This is a genomic window from Acinetobacter sp. C26M (genome assembly GCF_023702675.1).
In the GTDB taxonomy this organism is placed as follows: domain Bacteria; phylum Pseudomonadota; class Gammaproteobacteria; order Pseudomonadales; family Moraxellaceae; genus Acinetobacter.
In genome coordinates, this window is record NZ_CP098478.1 from 2,490,626 (window position 1) to 2,509,841 (window position 19,216).

Annotated in this window: 12 protein-coding genes and 1 pseudogene; 8 read left to right on the forward strand and 5 right to left on the reverse strand. The window is 44.2% G+C overall.

The features are described 5' to 3' along the window. Positions 1-59: 59 nt before the first annotated feature. Entirely contained in the window at positions 60-1,754 is a 1,695-nt protein-coding gene (locus NDN11_RS11470) for an AMP-binding protein (protein WP_251109695.1), read from the reverse strand. A 113-nt stretch (positions 1,755-1,867) separates the two neighbouring features. Next, complete coding sequence (locus tag NDN11_RS11475) at positions 1,868-2,485, reverse strand: TetR/AcrR family transcriptional regulator (RefSeq protein WP_251109696.1); 618 nt, start codon at positions 2,483-2,485, stop codon at positions 1,868-1,870. A gap of 148 nt (positions 2,486-2,633) precedes the next feature. On the opposite strand from NDN11_RS11475, the gene NDN11_RS11480 reads away from it, so the two are divergent. The 5 genes and pseudogenes from NDN11_RS11480 (at position 2,634) to NDN11_RS11500 (ending at position 9,148) form a co-directional block, all read left to right on the forward strand. Next, the gene (locus tag NDN11_RS11480) at positions 2,634-3,806 is read left to right on the forward strand and encodes an isovaleryl-CoA dehydrogenase (protein ID WP_016163257.1); all 1,173 of its coding nucleotides are present in this window, start codon (positions 2,634-2,636) and stop codon (positions 3,804-3,806) included. Between the two features lie 24 nt (positions 3,807-3,830). Then, a complete protein-coding gene (locus NDN11_RS11485; RefSeq protein ID WP_251109697.1) occupies positions 3,831-5,432 on the forward strand; it encodes a carboxyl transferase domain-containing protein in 1,602 nt (533 codons plus the stop codon). 9 nt (positions 5,433-5,441) lie between these two features. Further along, a pseudogene (locus tag NDN11_RS11490) lies at positions 5,442-6,276 on the forward strand (enoyl-CoA hydratase/isomerase family protein). Further along, a complete protein-coding gene (locus NDN11_RS11495) occupies positions 6,258-8,249 on the forward strand; it encodes an acetyl/propionyl/methylcrotonyl-CoA carboxylase subunit alpha (protein WP_251109699.1) in 1,992 nt (663 codons plus the stop codon). The pseudogene NDN11_RS11490 and the gene NDN11_RS11495 overlap by 19 nt, the downstream one beginning before the upstream one ends. Next, positions 8,246-9,148, forward strand: coding sequence for a hydroxymethylglutaryl-CoA lyase (locus tag NDN11_RS11500; protein ID WP_251109700.1), 903 nt, complete (start codon positions 8,246-8,248; stop codon positions 9,146-9,148). Before NDN11_RS11495 ends, NDN11_RS11500 begins: the two co-directional genes overlap by 4 nt. Positions 9,149-9,578: 430 nt before the next feature. Here NDN11_RS11500 and NDN11_RS11505 read toward each other — a convergent pair whose 3' ends face one another. Beyond that, complete coding sequence (locus NDN11_RS11505; RefSeq protein WP_251111540.1) at positions 9,579-10,520, reverse strand: LysR family transcriptional regulator; 942 nt, start codon at positions 10,518-10,520, stop codon at positions 9,579-9,581. Positions 10,521-10,722: 202 nt separating this feature from the next. On the opposite strand from NDN11_RS11505, the gene NDN11_RS11510 reads away from it, so the two are divergent. Then, positions 10,723-14,190 carry an indolepyruvate ferredoxin oxidoreductase family protein gene (locus NDN11_RS11510; RefSeq protein WP_251109701.1) on the forward strand — a complete coding sequence of 1,156 codons (3,468 nt, stop codon included), beginning with the start codon at positions 10,723-10,725 and terminating at the stop codon, positions 14,188-14,190. Positions 14,191-14,247: 57 nt separating this feature from the next. Here the strand turns inward: NDN11_RS11510 and NDN11_RS11515 are convergent, their stop codons facing one another. Together NDN11_RS11515 and NDN11_RS11520 are read right to left on the reverse strand one after the other, a co-directional pair. Continuing rightward, positions 14,248-15,396 carry a winged helix-turn-helix domain-containing protein gene (locus NDN11_RS11515; protein WP_251109702.1) on the reverse strand — a complete coding sequence of 383 codons (1,149 nt, stop codon included), beginning with the start codon at positions 15,394-15,396 and terminating at the stop codon, positions 14,248-14,250. A gap of 99 nt (positions 15,397-15,495) precedes the next feature. Then, on the reverse strand, positions 15,496-16,272 hold the full coding sequence (locus NDN11_RS11520) for an AraC family transcriptional regulator (RefSeq protein WP_251109703.1): 777 nt from the start codon (positions 16,270-16,272) through the stop codon (positions 15,496-15,498). A gap of 150 nt (positions 16,273-16,422) precedes the next feature. Here NDN11_RS11520 and NDN11_RS11525 point away from each other — a divergent pair, with 150 nt between their 5' ends. Then, positions 16,423-17,646, forward strand: coding sequence for an MFS transporter (locus NDN11_RS11525; protein WP_251109704.1), 1,224 nt, complete (start codon positions 16,423-16,425; stop codon positions 17,644-17,646). A gap of 313 nt (positions 17,647-17,959) precedes the next feature. Next, positions 17,960-19,147 (forward strand): TCR/Tet family MFS transporter, encoded by a 1,188-nt coding sequence (locus NDN11_RS11530; protein ID WP_251109705.1) that lies wholly within the window; start codon positions 17,960-17,962, stop codon positions 19,145-19,147. The last annotated feature ends 69 nt before the right edge of the window (positions 19,148-19,216 follow it).

Sequence of the window (19,216 nt, forward strand, 5' to 3'; positions counted from 1 at the left end):
AGACAACCACGACATCAAAGCTCCTCCTCAGTCTCAATACACTGAGGAGGAATACAGTTTTAATCAAAAATTTCAGTAGTCAAATTCAGTTCTACCCGCATGATTTCCTGCAATTTAAATTTCTGTGCTTTGCCTGATGCGGTCATTGGGAACTCATCAAAAAACTTAACGTAACGTGGCACTTTATTATGTGAAATATGCTCTTTGCAGAAGCTGCGGATAGTGTCTTCATTGCTTTGATGATGTTCATGCAAAATAATGCAGGCGCAGAGTTCCTCACCATAACGCATGTCGGGTAGACCAATCACTTGCACATCACAGACATCGGGATGGGTATATAAAAAGTCTTCGATTTCTTTAGGAAACAGGTTTTCACCGCCGCGAATGACGACATCTTTAATCCGACCTTTGATTTTGACAAAGCCTTCACTGTCCATTTCAGCGATATCCCCAGTATGCATCCAGCCTGCTGTGTCGATGACTTCTTTGGTTTTTTCAGGCTCATCCCAATACCCCGCCATTACGGAATAACCACGTACACAAAGTTCACCCAGTGTTCCTTGTGGCACAATTTCGCCTTCTAAATCGACAATTTTAACTTCTAAATGTGGATGAACATGTCCCACTGTGCTAACGCGTTTATCAATTGAATCATCAATATAACTCTGCACACTGACTGGAGAGGTTTCGGTCATACCATAACAGATGGTGATTTCTGACATATGCATACGGTCAATCACACGCTGCATGATTTCTCTCGGACATGGACTACCTGCCATAATGCCCGTACGTAAACTGCTCAAATCAAATTCAGCAAATTGCTCATGTTCCAAAATGGCAATAAACATGGTCGGCACACCATAAGCTGCCGTACATTTTTCCTGCTCAATGGTTTTTAAGGTTTCCAATGGATTAAATACAGAAGCAGGATAAACCATGGTTGTACCATGCGTGATACAAGCCAGATTGCCCATCACCATGCCAAAACAATGGAATAAAGGGACTGAGATACAGACTCGATCTTGGGGGGTTAATCCAATCCCTTCACCGACAAAATAACCATTATTCAAAATATTATGATGCGTCAACATGGTCCCTTTCGGATTGCCTGTTGTGCCTGAGGTAAATTGGATGTTAATGGTTTCATCAAACTGCAACTGCTTGGCTAAGCGTTGTAACTCATCAAGCTGAGATTGATTCGGGGTTTCAAGTAAATCGCTAAAACGATGAATGCCTGTATGCTGCTGCTCATCAATTTTAATGACATATTTTAAATGCGGTAACCGAGCTGCGTTCAATACTTTATCAGGACTAGATGCCAGCTCTGGCGCAATCTTGCTCAGTAATTCTTGATAATCTGTGGTCTTGAATTGTGAGGCGATAACCAAGCCTTTGCAGGAGACTTTATTTAACACATATTCCAGTTCATGACTTTTATAGGCGGTATTTAAGTTCACCAAAATGATGCCTGCTTTAAATGCGGCAAATTGGGTCACGGTCCATTCCACGCAGTTGGGCGACCAGATCGCCAATCGATCCCCTTTTTTCAAACCCAGCTTGAGCAGACTACAGGCAAATGCATTCACTTCATGCTGTAGCGCTTTATAGCTTAAGCGTCGGTTCTGATGTGAACTGACAATCGCCTCTTGCTCAGCATATTGCTGGCAGACTTGATCAAATTTATCTCCAATCGTCATCCCCAACAGGGGCTGCGAACTGGTTCCAGAGGCATAGCTTAACCGTACATATTGCATTGAATCATTCTCCTTGATTCTTTTTTAATTCTGTTCTTACCTGATCTAATTGTTGTAACTGCAACTACTTTTCAAACTGCCTGTTATTGTGATGTTAAACCGTTTCGTCTGCCCTACTTTTTCTGTACTGCATCCACACAAAAGTCAGCAATCTGTTTGGAAAAATAGTCTTTATGCGCATGATCAAACTTGGTATTTTGCGCTGGATCCAACGGTTCGACCACCACATAGGTCATCGCCCCAACCACACACATGGCTGCTGTGTTTAAGTCATCCAAAACAAATTCACCACTTGCATTTCCATCCGCAAGGATTTTTTTAATACTTTGTTTAATCAACTGCTTTACCCGAAAACGCTCATGTTCAACAGTTGAATCCACTGGTTCAAACATAAGTGCATATGCCAGCTGCGGACTATTCAAGGCCCGTTTTACAAAGGTCGCGACTGCCTTATGCAATTTTTGTTGTGCTGTCAGATCACTTTCTGTGATGGCATCAATCACCAACAGCTCGGTATTGATGGCTTCTGACAAGACTTCAATTAACACCTGACTTTTATTGTCAAAGTAGCGATAAACCAGACCACTTGAGACCCCTGCTTGCTCAGCAATGGTTTGTATCTGTGCGTCTTTGAACCCTCCCTCTGAAATTAATTTTCTGGCTGAACTCAAAATCGATTTACGATTTTGCTCCATCCGCTCCTGCATTAAAGTTGATCGTTTATAGCTCATAAATTTTATTCTCTAACAAATAAAGTGAATTGTAAATCATTTTATGAATCACTATTCACTTTTTTAAAAATTCATTGTAAGGTAGTTCCTAAGCACACACAACAACGCTTAATGGAACAACAAATATAATCACTGGGATGACAACATAATGAACCTACGTAGCTTGAACTTTGGTCTGGATGAAACGTTAATTGCTCTACAAGATTCAGTTGCTGCATTTTGTGCAAAGGAAATTGCACCAATCGCTCAACAAGTCGATCAGGACAATGTCTTCCCTGCTCATCTTTGGAAAAAATTTGGTGACATGGGGCTGATGGGCTTAACCGTTTCTGAGGAATATGGTGGCACCAATCTAGGCTATCTGGCACATATCATCGTGTTGCAAGAAATTTCGCGCGCATCCGCATCTATTGGTCTTTCCTACGGTGCACATTCTAACTTGTGTATTAACCAGATCAACCGTAACGGCAGTGAGCAACAAAAGCAGAAATATTTACCCAAGCTGATTTCAGGTGACTTTGTCGGTGCCTTAGCGATGTCTGAACCCAATGCTGGTTCGGATGTGGTCAGTATGAAACTCCGTGCTGAACAAAAAGGCGATCATTTTGTTCTCAATGGTTCAAAAATGTGGATCACCAATGGCGGTGATGCTGATGTACTGGTTGTTTATGCCAAAACTGATCCACATGCGGGTGCCAAAGGCATGACTGCCTTCCTGATTGAAAAAGACATGCCCGGCTTTAGTCATGGTAAGCATTTAGACAAACTCGGGATGCGTGGCTCTAATACCTATCCGCTATTTTTTGACAATGTTGAAGTGCCTGCTGAAAACGTACTCGGTGGTGTTGGCAACGGTGCCAAAGTACTAATGAGTGGTCTGGACTATGAACGTGCGGTTTTAAGTGCTGGCCCTTTAGGCATTATGGATGCTTGTCTGGATGTGGTGATTCCCTACCTGCATGAACGTGAACAATTCGGTCAGGCCTTGGGTGAATTTCAATTGATGCAAGGCAAACTGGCGGATATGTATTCCACTTGGCTGGCTTGTAAAGCCTTGGTTTATGCGGTTGGTGCAGCCTGTGACAAAGCCGACCATGACCGTAGCTTACGTAAAGATGCAGCCAGTGCAATTTTATATGCAGCAGAAAAAGCCACTTGGATGGCAGGTGAAACCATTCAAACGCTCGGTGGTAATGGTTATATCAATGAATTTTCAGCTGGTCGTTTATGGCGTGACGCCAAACTTTATGAAATTGGTGCAGGAACTTCGGAAATTCGCCGCATGCTGATTGGCCGCGAACTGTTTAATGAAACCAAATAATAACCATAATTCAGGATGCAGCTTATGAACCAATTACACAGCAAAATTAATGTTCGAAGTGAAGACTTCAAAACCAATCAACACGCCATGCAAACATTGGTCAGCGATCTGAAACAAGTGGCACAAAAAGTCGCACTTGGTGGTGGTGAAAATGCGCGCCAAAAACATTTGGCCAGAGGCAAACTTTTACCACGCGACCGTATTGATCAACTGATTGACGTCGGCACTGCTTTTTTAGAAATTGGTCAATTGGCTGCTTACAAGGTGTATGAAGATGACATTCCTGCTGCGGGAGTGATTGCAGGGATTGGCCAAGTCAATGGTGTAACCTGCATGATCGTCGCCAATGATGCAACCGTCAAAGGTGGCACCTATTATCCATTGACAGTGAAAAAGCATTTACGTGCGCAGGAAATTGCTGAGCAAAATCACTTGCCGTGTATTTATCTCGTCGATTCAGGCGGTGCATTCTTGCCGATGCAAGATGAGGTGTTTCCTGATCGAGATCATTTCGGTCGTATTTTCTATAATCAGGCACGTATGTCGAGCCAAGGTATCGCCCAAATTGCGGTAGTGATGGGCAGCTGTACCGCTGGTGGTGCTTATGTCCCTGCCATGTCAGATGAAACGATTATTGTACGCAACCAAGGTACGATTTTCCTCGGTGGCCCGCCACTGGTCAAAGCCGCGACAGGCGAAGTGGTCAGCAGTGAAGATTTGGGTGGTGGTGATGTACATACCCGCCTGTCAGGGGTTGCCGATCATTTGGCGGAAAATGATGAACACGCGCTTGCGATTGCCCGTAACATTGTTGCCAATTTGAATAAGAAGCCCAACGAATTAAACAAACAGATTGATGAACCCCTGTTTGATGCCAACGAACTTTATGGGGTTGTGCCCAGTGATGCGCGTAAACCTTTCGATGTCCGTGAAGTGATTGCACGTATTGTCGATGGTTCACGTTTTGATGAGTTTAAAGCACGTTTTGGTTCAACCCTCATTACAGGTTTTGCATCACTTTACGGCATGCCTGTTGGCATCATAGCCAATAATGGGATTCTATTTTCCGAGTCAGCACAAAAAGGTGCACATTTTATCGAGCTGTGCACTCAGCGCAATATCCCATTGCTATTTATCCAAAACATCACTGGCTTTATGGTCGGTCGCCAATATGAAAATGAAGGCATTGCCAAAAATGGTGCCAAGTTGGTGATGGCAGTTGCCACAGCCAATGTACCGAAACTGACCCTGATTATTGGGGGTTCTTTTGGTGCTGGCAACTATGGTATGTGTGGCCGTGCTTACTCACCACGCTTTTTATGGACATGGCCGAACTCACGTATTTCTGTAATGGGTGGTGAACAGGCTGCCAGCGTATTATCAACCTTGAAGCGTGATCAGATTGAGCAAAAAGGTGCGCAGTGGACAGCACAAGAGGAAGATCAATTTAAACAACCGATTCGTGAACAATATGAGCACCAAGGGCATCCTTATTATGCTTCTGCCCGCCTCTGGGATGACGGTGTGATTGACCCTGCTCAAACCCGTCATGTGCTGGGGCTGAGTCTTGCTGCTGCGCTGAATGCACCAATTCAACCGACCAAGTTCGGCGTGTTCCGCATGTAAGAGGTGTCTATGAGCTATCAATTTTTACAACTGGAGCAACACGGTCAAGTGGCTTATGTATGGCTAAACCGACCTGAACTGCACAATGCCTTTAATACTACGGTGATTGAAGAATTACATGCCTGCTTTAACAGCTTAAATCAGCGTGATGATGTGCGTGTAGTGGTCTTGGCAGGACGTGGCAAAAGCTTCTCAGCAGGTGCCGACCTGAACTGGATGAAACAAGCTGGTCAAGCCTCTTCAACTGAAAACGAAGCCGATGCTTTAAAACTGGCACAGATGCTCAATGCACTCGCGACATTAAAGCAACCAACACTTGCGCGTGTGCATGGTATTGCCTTTGGTGGTGGCATGGGTTTGGCATCTGCCTGTGATATTTGTATTGCCAGTACTGACGCCAAATTTGCCACTTCGGAAGTTCGACTCGGTCTTGCGCCATCCACCATCAGTCCCTATGTAATTCGTGCCATTGGTGCTCGGCAGGCTTCTCGTTACTTCTTAACAGCTGAACGCATTTCAGCACCGAAAGCCAAACAGATTGGCTTGGCTCATGAAGTCGCAGATGCAGAAGACTTAGACCAAAAAGTTCAAGAGATTATCGATGCACTGTTACTCGGTGGACCACAGGCACAGGCTGCATCGAAACAGTTGATTCAGATGGTCAGCCACCAAACGATGAGTGATGATTTGCTCAAGCAAACAGCACAACATATTGCTCAAGTTCGTCAAGGCAGCGAAGCCAAAAAAGGACTGAATGCCTTTTTAAATAAACAACAACCTGCGTGGACTTCCACCTCCCAATAACAACAATTCAGGACGATCACAATGTTTGAAAAGATTTTAATTGCGAACCGTGGCGAGATTGCCTGCCGTGTGATTCGCACTGCAAAAAAACTCGGTATCGCAACGGTTGCGGTGTATTCAGATGCAGATGCCAATGCACAGCACGTTAAATTGGCGGATGAAGCGATTTATATTGGGCAATCCCCTGCCACACAAAGTTATTTACAGGTGGATCGTATTATTCAAGCAGCGATTGATACTGGCAGCCAAGCGATTCACCCTGGTTATGGTTTCTTGTCCGAAAATGATCAATTTGCCCTAGCTTGCCAGCAACACAATATTTGCTTTATTGGGCCACCTGTCGATGCGATTTTAGCCATGGGTCTCAAAGCCACCTCTAAAGCACTGATGGAAAAAGCAGGTGTGCCATTAACACCGGGTTATCACGGCACCAATCAAGAGGCTGAGTTTTTAAAACAGCAAGCCGATGCAATTGGCTATCCAGTACTGATCAAAGCCAGTGCTGGCGGTGGTGGTAAAGGCATGAGCTTGGTCGAACGTAGCGAGGATTTCTTGCAATCCTTAGCCTCATGTAAACGTGAAGCTAAATCCAGCTTTGGCAATGATGATGTCCTGATTGAACGTTATGTGATTCAACCGCGTCATATTGAAGTGCAAGTCTTTGGTGATACGCATGGCAATTATGTACACCTTTTTGAACGGGACTGTTCAGTACAACGTCGTCATCAAAAAGTACTGGAAGAAGCCCCTGCACCACAGATGCCAGCTGAGAAACTCGAAGCCATGCGTCAAGCGGCAATTGATGCTGCCCGTGCTGTGGATTATGTCGGTGCGGGTACAGTGGAGTTTATTGTAGAACAGGATGGTACAGCCTACTTCATGGAAATGAATACCCGTCTGCAAGTTGAACATCCAGTTACGGAAATGATTACCGGTGAAGATCTGGTGGAGTGGCAATTGCGTGTTGCAGATGGTGAGCCATTACCAAAGCTACAACATCAATTGCAGATTCAAGGTCATGCCCTTGAAGCACGAATTTATGCAGAAGAACCCGAAAAAGGCTTCTTACCTGCGATTGGCAAAATCGACTATCTACACTACCCAACGCAAAACCAATCTGTTCGTGTTGATAGTGGCATTGTTGAAGGTGATGAAATCACCACCTATTATGACCCAATGATTGCCAAATTGATCGTATGGGGCAAAAACCGTGAAGCGGCTTTGATTCAAATGCAACATGCACTCAGTCAATTCCATGTCGATGGCTTAGGGAACAACATTGCCTTTCTTGAAAAAATTGTACGCTGTGATTCATTTAAACAGGCCAAACTGGATACCAACCTAATTCAGCGTGAACATGATTTTTTGTTCTCTCCTGAACAGATTAAGCCTGAGTTGGTGGTCACGACTGCCTTTATCGAGTTTTTAAGCAAACTCGGCAATAATCACTCTAGCCAAAAACTGTTATGGCAAGCACAACCACTATGGCGTTTAAATATTGCCTTTAAACAAACCATCAAACTGAACTATCTAGATCAGAATATTCAAATCAAGATCAGTTCGGCAGAACACGGTTTTAATGCGGAATATAACGGCGGAAGTTATCAGATTTCTGGACAATTATTGGATGCACACACAGCGGTGATTCATCTCAATGGTACCCAGCAAAAACTGTCTTTCAACCAGAGTCCGCAAGGCATTACCCTGTTCCATACGGGACAAAGCCATAAATTTGCCTATATTCGCCAAGATTATCATCAAGACGATAGCCAAGCAGATCAAGGCCACCTCAAAGCACCCATGCCGGGTGTGGTAACACAGGTTCTGGTCGGTGCTAATCATAGTGTCAAAAAAGACGATATCCTGATGACACTTGAAGCCATGAAAATGGAATACACTATCCGTGCACCACAAGATGGCGTGATTGTTGATGCCTATTTCCAAGTCGGTGATCAGGTGAAAGCTGGCGATGAACTGGTGGAATTTCAGCCTTTACAGGAGGAAGTTGCATGAGTGAGTTTGTCAAAATCGTGGAAGTTGGACCCCGAGATGGTCTGCAAAACGAAAAACAGGCGTTGACCGTCGAACAACGGCTAAACTTCATTCATGATCTGATAAATGCAGGACTAAAATCAATTGAAGTCGGTTCCTGTGTCTCTGCTAAATGGGTACCGCAAATGGCACAAAGCGATGAGCTGTTTAAGCAGCTGCCACAAGGTACTGATCTGAATTTAAGCCTGCTCACCCCCAATATCAAAGGTTTTGAGGCTGCGCAAGCGGTAGGATGCAAGGAGGTTGCGGTATTTACCGCAGCTTCTGAAAGCTTTACCCGTAAAAATATTAACTGTTCAATTGATGAAAGCTTTGAAAAATTCGCTGATGTGCTACGTGCAGCCAAAGCGCAGCATATACGTGTCCGTGGTTATGTCTCTTGTATCGTGGATTGTCCTTATGAAGGTGCGATTGCACCTGAGCAAGTGCTAAAGGTGGTTAAACGACTCTATGACATGGGTTGCTATGAAGTCTCTTTGGGTGAGACCATCGGTACCGCCACACCTGATCGGGTTAAAAAAGTTTGGCAAGCCTGTCTGGCAGAAATTGATAGCAAGGTTTTGGCAGGTCATTTCCACAATACCTACGGCATGGCGATTGCCAATATTTATCAGTCCTTACAACAAGGCATTCGTGTGTTTGATTCATCACTTGCTGGACTGGGTGGCTGCCCTTATGCCAAAGGCGCTTCAGGCAATGTCTCGACCGAAGATCTGTTCTATTTGCTATCGCATATGGGCTTTGAAACAGGCATTAATTTAGAAAAACTGATGCAGGCCAGCCAAAATATTAGCCATGTCTTAAACCGAAAAAGCTTATCCAATTACAGCAATGCCTACTGGCAAACAAAGTGTGCTTAGTGATATCTAGATTCCGATTCACTTATCATTTGGCAACAAGCTTAATCAATGAAGCTTGCTCAGCTGATTAGGTCTCACCTTTTTCTCGTTCCATGTAGATATTGGGACGAGACTCGTCTATGCGATTTATTTCAATATGATAGAGCTCTTTCAATAGTCAAAAATAATCAATAATTGGTGTTGAAAGTCCCTTCTCCATTGGTGTTGGTGATGAGGACTATAAGTCCGCAAGAGGATGAGGGGGATTCTTATAAACCCTCTCCCTAGCCCTCTCCTTTAAAAAGGAGAGGGAACTTTCATTGCGAATTCAATACAGCTCAAAAATGACTTATACAAGAACTCTAATAATTATCTCTGTACAAAATGCCTCCTTTTAAAGAAGCATTTTTTATTTTAATCCTTGTTATTCTTTTTCTAACGCTCTCTCAGATTAGTTATAAAAATAATCCGTATCTTGCTGTATTTTTGGCGAAATATGCTGCTCGACCCACTCCAGCCATGCCCGTGTTTTTGCATCCACAAAATGACGCGATGGCAATAAGGTATAGACCCCGATATCAGGTGATCGCCAAGCAGGTAAAATACGACGCAGTCGCCCTGCCCGAATCGCATCAATCGATGAGAAGGTCGGTAATAAGGCAATGCCCATATCCTGCTGTACCACATCCAGCAACAATTCAGGGGTATCAGCAATCAACGGTCCATTAATATCAATCTGATAAGAGCAGCTGTTTTCACTGACCAAATGCCATTGTGGGGTAATTGAGGGATTGACCAAGCGTAAGCAGGCATGCTTTTGCAAATCATCCAAGGATTGAGGTTCCCCATATTTTTCTAAATATGCAGGTGATGCACATAGCACCGAAAAGATGGTACCAATTCGACGTGCCACAAACCGTGAATCTGCCAATGACTCGGTGAGATATAGACTGACATCAATGCCCTTACCTAACAAATCAGGCACATTTTGCGAAGTCCGATATTCAACCGTCAGGTCGGGATAGGTTTGACAGAAATCTGCCATCATTGGCGCCAGATAATGATGGCCAAAACTGGCCATACTCAACACCCGCAATCGCCCTTGTGGTCTAGCGGCCATGCCCATGGCTTGTGCTTCAGATTCCTCCACCATCGCCAGTACTTGGCGACACTGCTCGGCATAGGTTTCACCGATCTCGGTCAAGGCATGCTGGCGGGTTGATCGTTGTAGTAGTTTTGTACCTAAACGCCCTTCTAATTCGCTAATTAATCGCGAAACTTGCGCAGTTGTCAGTTCCATCTGTTCAGCGGCAGCCGTGAAACTCCCGCTATCAATCACTTTCAGGAAGGCATGCATTGCATGTAACAGTCCACCATCAAGATTTTTGCGCATAACGTAAATATCTTTTTCTAAATTACGCATTGTTGCACCAGTCTGGATCAACCACAATGACAAATATGTACATTGATTGAGCAGTTTTTTTTAGCGAACGCCGCTGATCAATCTTTTTAAAATATGTACTTACTCCAAATATTCAACCGGATGTTGAAAAAAGAAAGTAGTCAAAACTACACACAATTCTAAGGAGACATAAATGAATATAGCGACAAGAGTTACTCCAAAAATGATCGCTACTAAAGATGTATCACTGGACGATAAATATATCAGTGATCACGGTTCGGCCTATATGACAGGCATTCAGGCACTGGTTCGGTTACCTCTAGCACAGACTCGCCGTGATGAATTGAACGGGTTGCATACTGCCGGCTTCATTTCAGGTTATCGCGGTTCCCCTGTCGGGAATTATGATAATTTCCTTTGGCAAATTGGAGGCATACTTAAAGATCACCATGTCGTCTTTCAACCTGGTATCAATGAAGATCTTGCAGCGACTGCCATTTGGGGCACGCAACAAGCCAACCTTGCAGGTCAGGGTAAATATGATGGTGTGAGCGCATGGTGGTATGGTAAAGGCCCAGGTGTAGACCGCTCAGGCGATGTGCTCCGCCATGCCAACCTTGCAGGAACGGCCAAACACAGTGGCGTGGTTGCCCTGTTTGGTGATGACCATTCCTGTAAATCATCCACCGTTCCCCACCAATCCGAACATGTGATGATGGGTTGTGGTATTCCAATTTTCTATCCAACTTCGGTGCAACATATTCTCGATTTGGGCGTCCATGCGATTGCCATGTCACGTTTTGCTGGGGTTTGGACCTCAATGAAACTGGTCAGTGAAATTGTTGAAACCTCGGCTTCAGTCATTGTCGACCTAGATCGTGTCACACCTGTTTTACCTGAAATCGAGTTGCCTACCGACGGCATCCATATCCGCTGGCCAGATCATGGCATCCAACAAGAACAACGACTCTATCAATATCGCTTACCCGCGGTATTGGCCTATGCGCGTGCCAATCAACTGAATCAAATCACATGGCCATGTGAGCATGCCCGTATTGGCATTGCAGCCAGTGGTAAAGGCTATCTGGATACCATTGAAGCCTTGCGCATTCTCGGAATTGAAAATGAAACAGCGCAACAACTTGGTCTGCGGGTCTATCAAGTCGGTTTAATCTGGCCTTTGGAACCACAAGGTCTGCGTGAATTTGCTAATGGTTTACAAGAGCTGATTGTGGTTGAGGAAAAACGTCCAATTCTAGAAGCACAAATTAAAGATGAATTGTATTCCTTGCCTGATGAGCAACGTCCACATGTGATCGGCAAAGCGATCCATGGTAAAGGTGAATGGAGTACCTCATTTGAAGAAGCACCATTGATTGGGCATTACGAGTTCCAACCAGAACCGATTGCCAAAATGCTGGCAGCACGATTTTTACAGTTGGATTTGCCTGAAAGCTTAAGACAGCAAATCCAGAGTCGTGTCGATTTACTGCATAAAGCTGAGCAAGAATCACGCCGCGTACTGGATTTGGCCGAGCGTAAACCGTATTTCTGTAGCGGTTGTCCACACAATACCTCAACCGTCGTGCCAGAAGGCAGTCGTGCACTGGGCGGCATCGGTTGTCACTATATTGCAGTGTCACTGGATCGCGGCACCGAAACCTTCTCACAAATGGGCGGTGAAGGTGTGAGTTGGGCGGGTGCCTCGCACTTTACCAATGAAAAGCATATTTTTGCCAATCTTGGTGATGGTACCTATTTCCACTCAGGCTATTTGGCGATTCGACAAGCCATTGCTGCCAATATCAATATCACCTATAAAATCCTCTATAACGATGCGGTTGCCATGACCGGTGGTCAGCATGTCGATGGACATTTGAGTGTCGCACAACTTACCCGCCAGCTGGATGCAGAAGGCATTCAAAAACAGGTCATCGTAACGGATGAGCCAGAGTTGATTCATGCAGAAGAGCATCTTGCACCGCATGTCGAAATCCGTCATCGCAATGACCTCGATGCCGTGCAACGTGAGTTACGTGATATTTCTGGTGTGACCGCTTTAATCTATGTGCAAACCTGCGCCAGCGAAAAACGTCGTCGCCGTAAACGTGATGCTTACCCAGATCCTGCTGAACGCCTCTATATCAATAGTGATATCTGTGAAAGTTGTGGTGATTGTTCTAAAAAATCAAATTGCCTGTCGATTGAGCCTGTAGAAACCGCTTTGGGCACCAAACGTCAGATTAACCAAAGCAGCTGTAATAAAGATTTCACCTGTGTTGAAGGTTTCTGCCCAAGCTTTGTAACGGTACATACCCGTGATATGAAACGTCCCGCAAAATTTGAAGGTTTTGCGACAGGTTGGCCTGAACGTCCTTTGATTCCTCAACTGATTGATACACCAAATCGTATTATGGTCGGTGGCGTTGGCGGTACAGGTGTGGTCACCGTTGGGGCTTTACTGGGGATGGCTGCACATCTGGAAGGTAAAGCAACCCGTGTGATGGACATGGCTGGACTGGCGCAAAAAGGCGGTACGGTTTATTCCTATATTCAAATTGCCGCAGACGATGCACAAATTTCATCGACCAAAATCCCTGAACATCAATGTGACCTATTAATTGGTGCCGATGCAATTGTCGCGGGTAGCAACGCTGCGCTATCACGCTTAAAACAAGATGCGATGGTCATTGTCAATGAAGATGGTTCACCCACCTCTGACTTTATTAACAAACGTGACTGGTATGCACCGATTCATGATTTAATTGGTCGTCTGCGTGGTCGTGTTCACAAAGAAAATCTGCTCTCCTTACCTGCTGCTCGAATCGCAACACAGGTTTTAGGCGATGCCATCTATGCCAATCAATTGCTCTTAGGAATGGCATGGCAATCAGGACAAATTCCTCTATTACGTGAAAGTATTGAAAAAGCGATTCAACTGAATGGTACGGCAATTGATAAAAACCTTGAAGCCTTCCGTATTGGATGTCACCTTGCCAGTGATCCGAGCCTAATTACCCGTTTACTCGACAGCTTGCCAAAAAGTAATGCACCGCAAACACTGGCTGAACTGATCCATGATCGCACGATACGTTTGCAAGACTATTGGAATGAAGCCTATGCCAATCAATATCGTATGTTGTTGGAACAGGTTGCTAAATTACTACCTGAAGCACTGGCAAAAACCATAGCCACTCAACTGTATCGTGTTATGGCATATAAAGATGAATATGAAGTTGCACGTTTACTGACAGGCGCAAACTTTAAGAAGTCCATTGAATCGCAATTTGGTCGTGGTGTACGTTTATCCTATCATCTCGCTCCACCGACACTGGGGACCAATGTACGTAAACGTATCTTCGGTTATTGGATGCGTTTTCCGATGATGTTACTTGCTCGTTTACAATGGCTGCGCGAAAGTTTCTTTGATCCATTTGCACGTCAACAAGAACGTCAACATGAGCATGCATGGCGTGATCGCTACATCGCCTTTGTTGAAACCCTGATCTCATCACCGAACAGCTATAATCTGGCTGTTGCTGAACAGATAGCTGAACTACCTGCTGAAGTCCGTGGCTTTGGGCATATCAAAATGCAAGCCATGCAAGGCGCAAACCAACGCTGGGATGAACTTTCAAGCAAGCTTATCAATAAACCTTAATGATTCATTCAACCGCTGACTGAGCCGATCCAATACAAACGATCGCTCAGTCAGAGCTCATCCCAATTTGTTTCTATCCCAATCGAGTACCGTGCTTTGATTAAATTGAGCGAAACGATGCAATTCAAGCTCTAATGCCTGCAAAAATTCATCGCGATCCTGCATATTGGGATCTTCTAAATGCAAACTGATCACTTCTAATCTTTTTTCGCTGCGATGCACTTTACAATCGATGCGGCCCACCAAACGATCAGCATAAAGCAGTGGTAAGCAAAAATAACCATATTGCCGTTTCGCGGCTGGTACATAACATTCAATGCGGTAATCAAATCCAAACAAGCTACTTAAGCGCTCTCGGTGAATGACCAAATTATCGAATGGAGACAATATTTTTACCTCAGCAGCAATCGCTGGTTCATCCTCCAACACCGCACTGGCAACATAAACAGTTTGTCCATTCTCAAGTTTGAAAACTTGGAGCACACCAGCATCAATCTGCTCATCGAGTAATTTACGCATGATTTCACGTAAATCCTTATTGGTTTTCAAATGCAGCAGTTGCTTCCAGGTAAATACACCGTGCGCGCGTATAGTGGTCTTTAATAAATACTGCGCATATTCCTGTAATGTTGGCGTGCTTAAATCAATGCCCTGCGGTATGCAACGTTCAGTTAGATCATAAACTTTTTCCATACCATTACGTTCACAGATCATTAAATCGCCTTGCATAAACAACTGCTCAAGCGCCTTGCGACTTGGTCCAGCGTTCCACCAACCTGCTGATCCTTCCCGCTTACCTTTCTCCATATGTCTGAGCCGTATGCTGCCCTCTGCTTTCACCTGCACCAGAATCTCATCCATCAGTTTCTGATCACCCCTGAAATAACGGCTTTCTCCATTACGAATTGCATTCATTAATGGCATGGCATAGCGATAATCTTGCATTGGTAAATAAGAGGCTGCATGTGCCCAGTGTTCAAAAATCTGTTTCTCTTTTACCAGTTGATTTAGATGAGACAATTGATAATCCGGTACCCGACTCCACAGCACATGATGATGGGCACGCTCCACAACGGAAATGGTATCAATTTGCACATAACCGAGATGCTCAATGGCCTTCTGGGTTCCAGATATACCCCCACCAAAGCTATTATTTTTTTCTAAACCTTGCTGCGATAAAGCTAAGCGTTTTAATAATGAAATCATAATCTTATCATGTCTATTGTTTGCAGCCATCGAGATAAATCGATGCAGAATAAAAATTGTTAATACAGCTAAATTAGCACAGGAGTGTGGGTTTCTTAATTATTTTCCTTGTAAATAAAAACGTGGCGCAGCGCCCAAAGAACGTCTAAAAGCAGCAGTAAAAGCACTACTGCTGCTATAACCCAGTTCCATCGCTACACTGGTAATAGATTGCCCCAATTCCATTCGAGTCAACGCATTGAGTAAGCAGGCCTGTTGTCGCCAATTGCTAAAACTCATCCCCGTTTGTTGCCTAAAAATTCGGGTGAAATTACGACGACTCATCCCGACCTGTGCTGCAATTTTATCCAGATCAAAATCTAAGCTCGGTGCTTTTAATAATTGCAGGCATAGCGCAGCTAAACGAGGCTCTTGAGGTAAGGGGGCATTTAATGGCAGCTCTGGCATGAGTGCAATTTCTTCAATGATTAATCGCATTAAATAATCATCTCTTCCTCCAAAGTCATATTCAACGGGGAGATCAACTGCTGTCGACAATAGTTCATGTAATAAGGGTGAGACATTGATCACTGCGCAGTGCATCGGTAAATCTGCCTGCATTGCCGCTTCTGGAAGAATATAGGCACTGCGTGTTTTAGTGATTCCACCCATATGCACTTCATGGTCAATCCCAGCTGGAATCCAAAGCGCGCGTTTCGGTGGAACCACCCAGCTTCCCGTATGGGTGATCACCGTAAGTACGCCTGTAATGGCATATAGACATTGACCTCTGTTATGGCGATGACTCGGCAACAGATGACCATCTGGATAGTCATTGCCTGTTGCCATCACATTACGCGGTACATCCTGAAAATCATTGACCTGAATATTGCGCATTGCCCTCATCCCTGAAAATGGCCTGAACTCGATACTATCTGTCCCAAATATGATTGTGGGCCGATTTCTGTTCAGTTTAGGATAAACGCACTGAAAAACAAACCTCTTTCAGCATCACCATTTAAGCTGATACAACGTGTTGGAGCAATCATGGCAAGCAATACAGGCACTCTTGAAAATGCATTTCCACAAGCGCAATTCCCACCAAATGATCAACCCCAAAAGTTCGTATTACGCGTTGTCGGCGCAGTTGCGTTTGCCCATCTGCTAAATGATTCGATTCAAGCTGTGGTGACTGCAAGTTATCCAATGCTAAAAGCCGAGTTTTCATTAAGTTTTGCTGAAATTGGCTGGATTGCCTTGGTTTATCAGATTACGGCATCCTTGTTACAACCATGGATTGGTCTCTATACCGATAAACATCCAAAGCCCTATTTGCTGCCCGCAGGCATGGTTGCGACACTCATCGGTATAGGATTAATGGCACTTGCAGGTAGTTTTCAAAGTTTACTCTTTGCTGCCGCGTTGATTGGGGTTGGCTCATCGACCTTCCATCCTGAAGCCTCTCGTATCGCTCGTACAGCCTCAGGTGGGCGTTTTGGTACAGCCCAATCCATGTTTCAGGTTGGTGGTAATACGGGTTCTGCGATCGGTCCATTAATGGCTGCGGCTGTCATTATTCCCAATGGACAAGGGGCAATAGGCTTATTTGTTTTGGTTGCTGCCTTAGCCATATTTGTTTTATTACGTGTCACCAAATGGTTAGTCAAACAAGCACCTGTACAACGCGCTGCCAGTCAAAAGGCGATATCGAGCTTGACCCGTAAACAAGTGATTCAGGCCATGGCCGTGATCTGTGTTTTAATGTTTGCCAAATTTATCTATATCGCTGCCATTACCAATTATTTTACTTTCTATCTAATCGAACGCTTTAATGTTTCCATTCAAACCTCTCAGCTGTATCTATTTATATTTTTAGGTGCAGTAGCACTGGGTACTTTTGCTGGAGGTCCAGTTGGAGACCGGATTGGACGTAAAGCAGTTATTTGGGTGTCATTCTTGGGCATTGCCCCATTTGCGCTGATGTTGCCTTATGTCGGCTTAACTGGCACAGCAATATTGGTCATTATTATTGGTTTAGTGATGTCTTCAGCATTTTCTGCCTTGGTGGTCTATGCACAAGAAGCAGTACCTGGCCGTGTCGGAATGGTTGCTGGTCTGATGTTTGGTCTGATGTTTGGTATTGGTGGAATTGGCGCAGCAGGTCTTGGTCATTTAGCCGATACGCATGGGATTGTCTGGGTATATAAACTCTGCTCTTTCCTACCATTATTAGGTTTTATGACTGCATTTTTACCAAATACCAAAAAATAATTATTTCCTCAGCAGATATGCGATGTACAACTGCCAAAGCGTATCTGCTCAATATTTACACGATCTTGTACCCTTGCTATTTTTAGTGCTAAAATTTTCAACAAATGAGTGGATTGTTAAATCCATTCATTTCCATTGTTACGATAAAAAAACCGCGAAAAATTGATGTCTTTTTTGATTTATAAAAGAATGCATCAACACATATCCCTATCTTTAAGATTCGGTCAGCGTTCATCAGGGCTTGAGTTGTTATCAGGCATCGTTAACAGGTTCTCACAGTATTTCTGTGCCTGCTTTTTCGATAGGACGCTTTATGAATCGCTCTCTATTTATTATTTTTTCGACCATTGCTTTAGACGCAATCGGAATCGGGCTTATTTTTCCAATTTTACCCGCCTTACTTCAAGATATTACCCATAATCACCAAACTGCGCTGTACATCGGTCTGCTCGGTAGTCTCTATGCCGCTATGCAATTTATCTTTTCCCCCATTCTCGGTGCATTAAGTGATAAGTTTGGACGGCGCCCAATTCTGCTGCTATCACTGGCAGGTTCAGCCGTGAATTATCTGTTATTGACCTTTTCACATAGCATCATACTGCTATTGATCGGGCGAATCATTGCTGGCATGAGCAGTGCCAATATGTCTGTTGCTTCTGCTTATCTGGTAGATATCTCAAAACCTGAGCAACGCGCAAAATACTTTGGCTTAATCAGTGCGATGTTCGGTGCTGGTTTTATCATTGGGCCAGTCCTAGGTGGTTTGCTTGGTGAATATTGGCTCAGACTTCCCTTCCTCGTTGCAGCCATACTGACAGCACTTAATTTTTTAGTGGCTTACTGGGTCTTAGTTGAATCGAAAACAGCAGATCTCTCTAAAAAGTCTGTAGCAACACTCAATCCATTTAAAATCTTTGCTTCGCTTCGGTCGATCCCAAATGTGCTGCCCTTAATTGCCACCTTTTTTATCTTCAGTGCCACAGGTGAAGCATATTCAGTTTGCTGGGCTTTATGGGGACATGCCGCCTTTCAATGGAATGGCGTTTGGATTGGCCTTTCTTTGGGAATGTTTGGTTTATGCCAAATGTTGGTTCAGGCTTTTATTCCTCAACATGCCTCAAAATACTTCGGTAATCGAAATACGATCTTGATTGGTATCAGCTGTAGTTGTATCGCATTAGGGGTTATGGCCTTTGCTCAACAAGCTTGGATGATTTTTGCCATCATGCCAATTTTTGCCCTCGGCAGTATTGGTACACCCTCTTTACAAGCCTTAGCTTCACAAAAAGTATCGCCTGAACAGCAAGGCCAATTTCAAGGCATTATTACATCGACTATTAGTTTAGCTTCAATGTTTGCACCGTTATTGTTCTCAACCTTGTATTTACAATTCCAGTCCGACTGGCCAGGTGCAATCTGGTTAAGCGTGGTTATGATTTACATCGTATCCCTACCTATCGTGCTTCGTAGCATAAAGCTAAGTCTTTCAGCATCTAAATGACAAAAACGTAATTTGGTTGTCGCTCAGATGTCTCGATATATCTTTGATAATAAACGATGAAACCTGATG

Bases quoted from the DNA above. Each gene is read 5' to 3' on its own strand.
- NDN11_RS11470 (WP_251109695.1), bottom strand. From the start codon at position 1,754: ATGCAATATGTACGGTTAAGCTATGCCTCTGGAACCAGTTCGCAGCCC.
- NDN11_RS11475 (WP_251109696.1), bottom strand. From the start codon at position 2,485: ATGAGCTATAAACGATCAACTTTAATGCAGGAGCGGATGGAGCAAAAT.
- NDN11_RS11480 (WP_016163257.1), top strand. From the start codon at position 2,634: ATGAACCTACGTAGCTTGAACTTTGGTCTGGATGAAACGTTAATTGCT.
- NDN11_RS11485 (WP_251109697.1), top strand. From the start codon at position 3,831: ATGAACCAATTACACAGCAAAATTAATGTTCGAAGTGAAGACTTCAAA.
- NDN11_RS11495 (WP_251109699.1), top strand. From the start codon at position 6,258: ATGTTTGAAAAGATTTTAATTGCGAACCGTGGCGAGATTGCCTGCCGT.
- NDN11_RS11500 (WP_251109700.1), top strand. From the start codon at position 8,246: ATGAGTGAGTTTGTCAAAATCGTGGAAGTTGGACCCCGAGATGGTCTG.
- NDN11_RS11505 (WP_251111540.1), bottom strand. From the start codon at position 10,520: ATGCGCAAAAATCTTGATGGTGGACTGTTACATGCAATGCATGCCTTC.
- NDN11_RS11510 (WP_251109701.1), top strand. From the start codon at position 10,723: ATGAATATAGCGACAAGAGTTACTCCAAAAATGATCGCTACTAAAGAT.
- NDN11_RS11515 (WP_251109702.1), bottom strand. From the start codon at position 15,396: ATGATTTCATTATTAAAACGCTTAGCTTTATCGCAGCAAGGTTTAGAA.
- NDN11_RS11520 (WP_251109703.1), bottom strand. From the start codon at position 16,272: ATGCGCAATATTCAGGTCAATGATTTTCAGGATGTACCGCGTAATGTG.
- NDN11_RS11525 (WP_251109704.1), top strand. From the start codon at position 16,423: ATGGCAAGCAATACAGGCACTCTTGAAAATGCATTTCCACAAGCGCAA.
- NDN11_RS11530 (WP_251109705.1), top strand. From the start codon at position 17,960: ATGAATCGCTCTCTATTTATTATTTTTTCGACCATTGCTTTAGACGCA.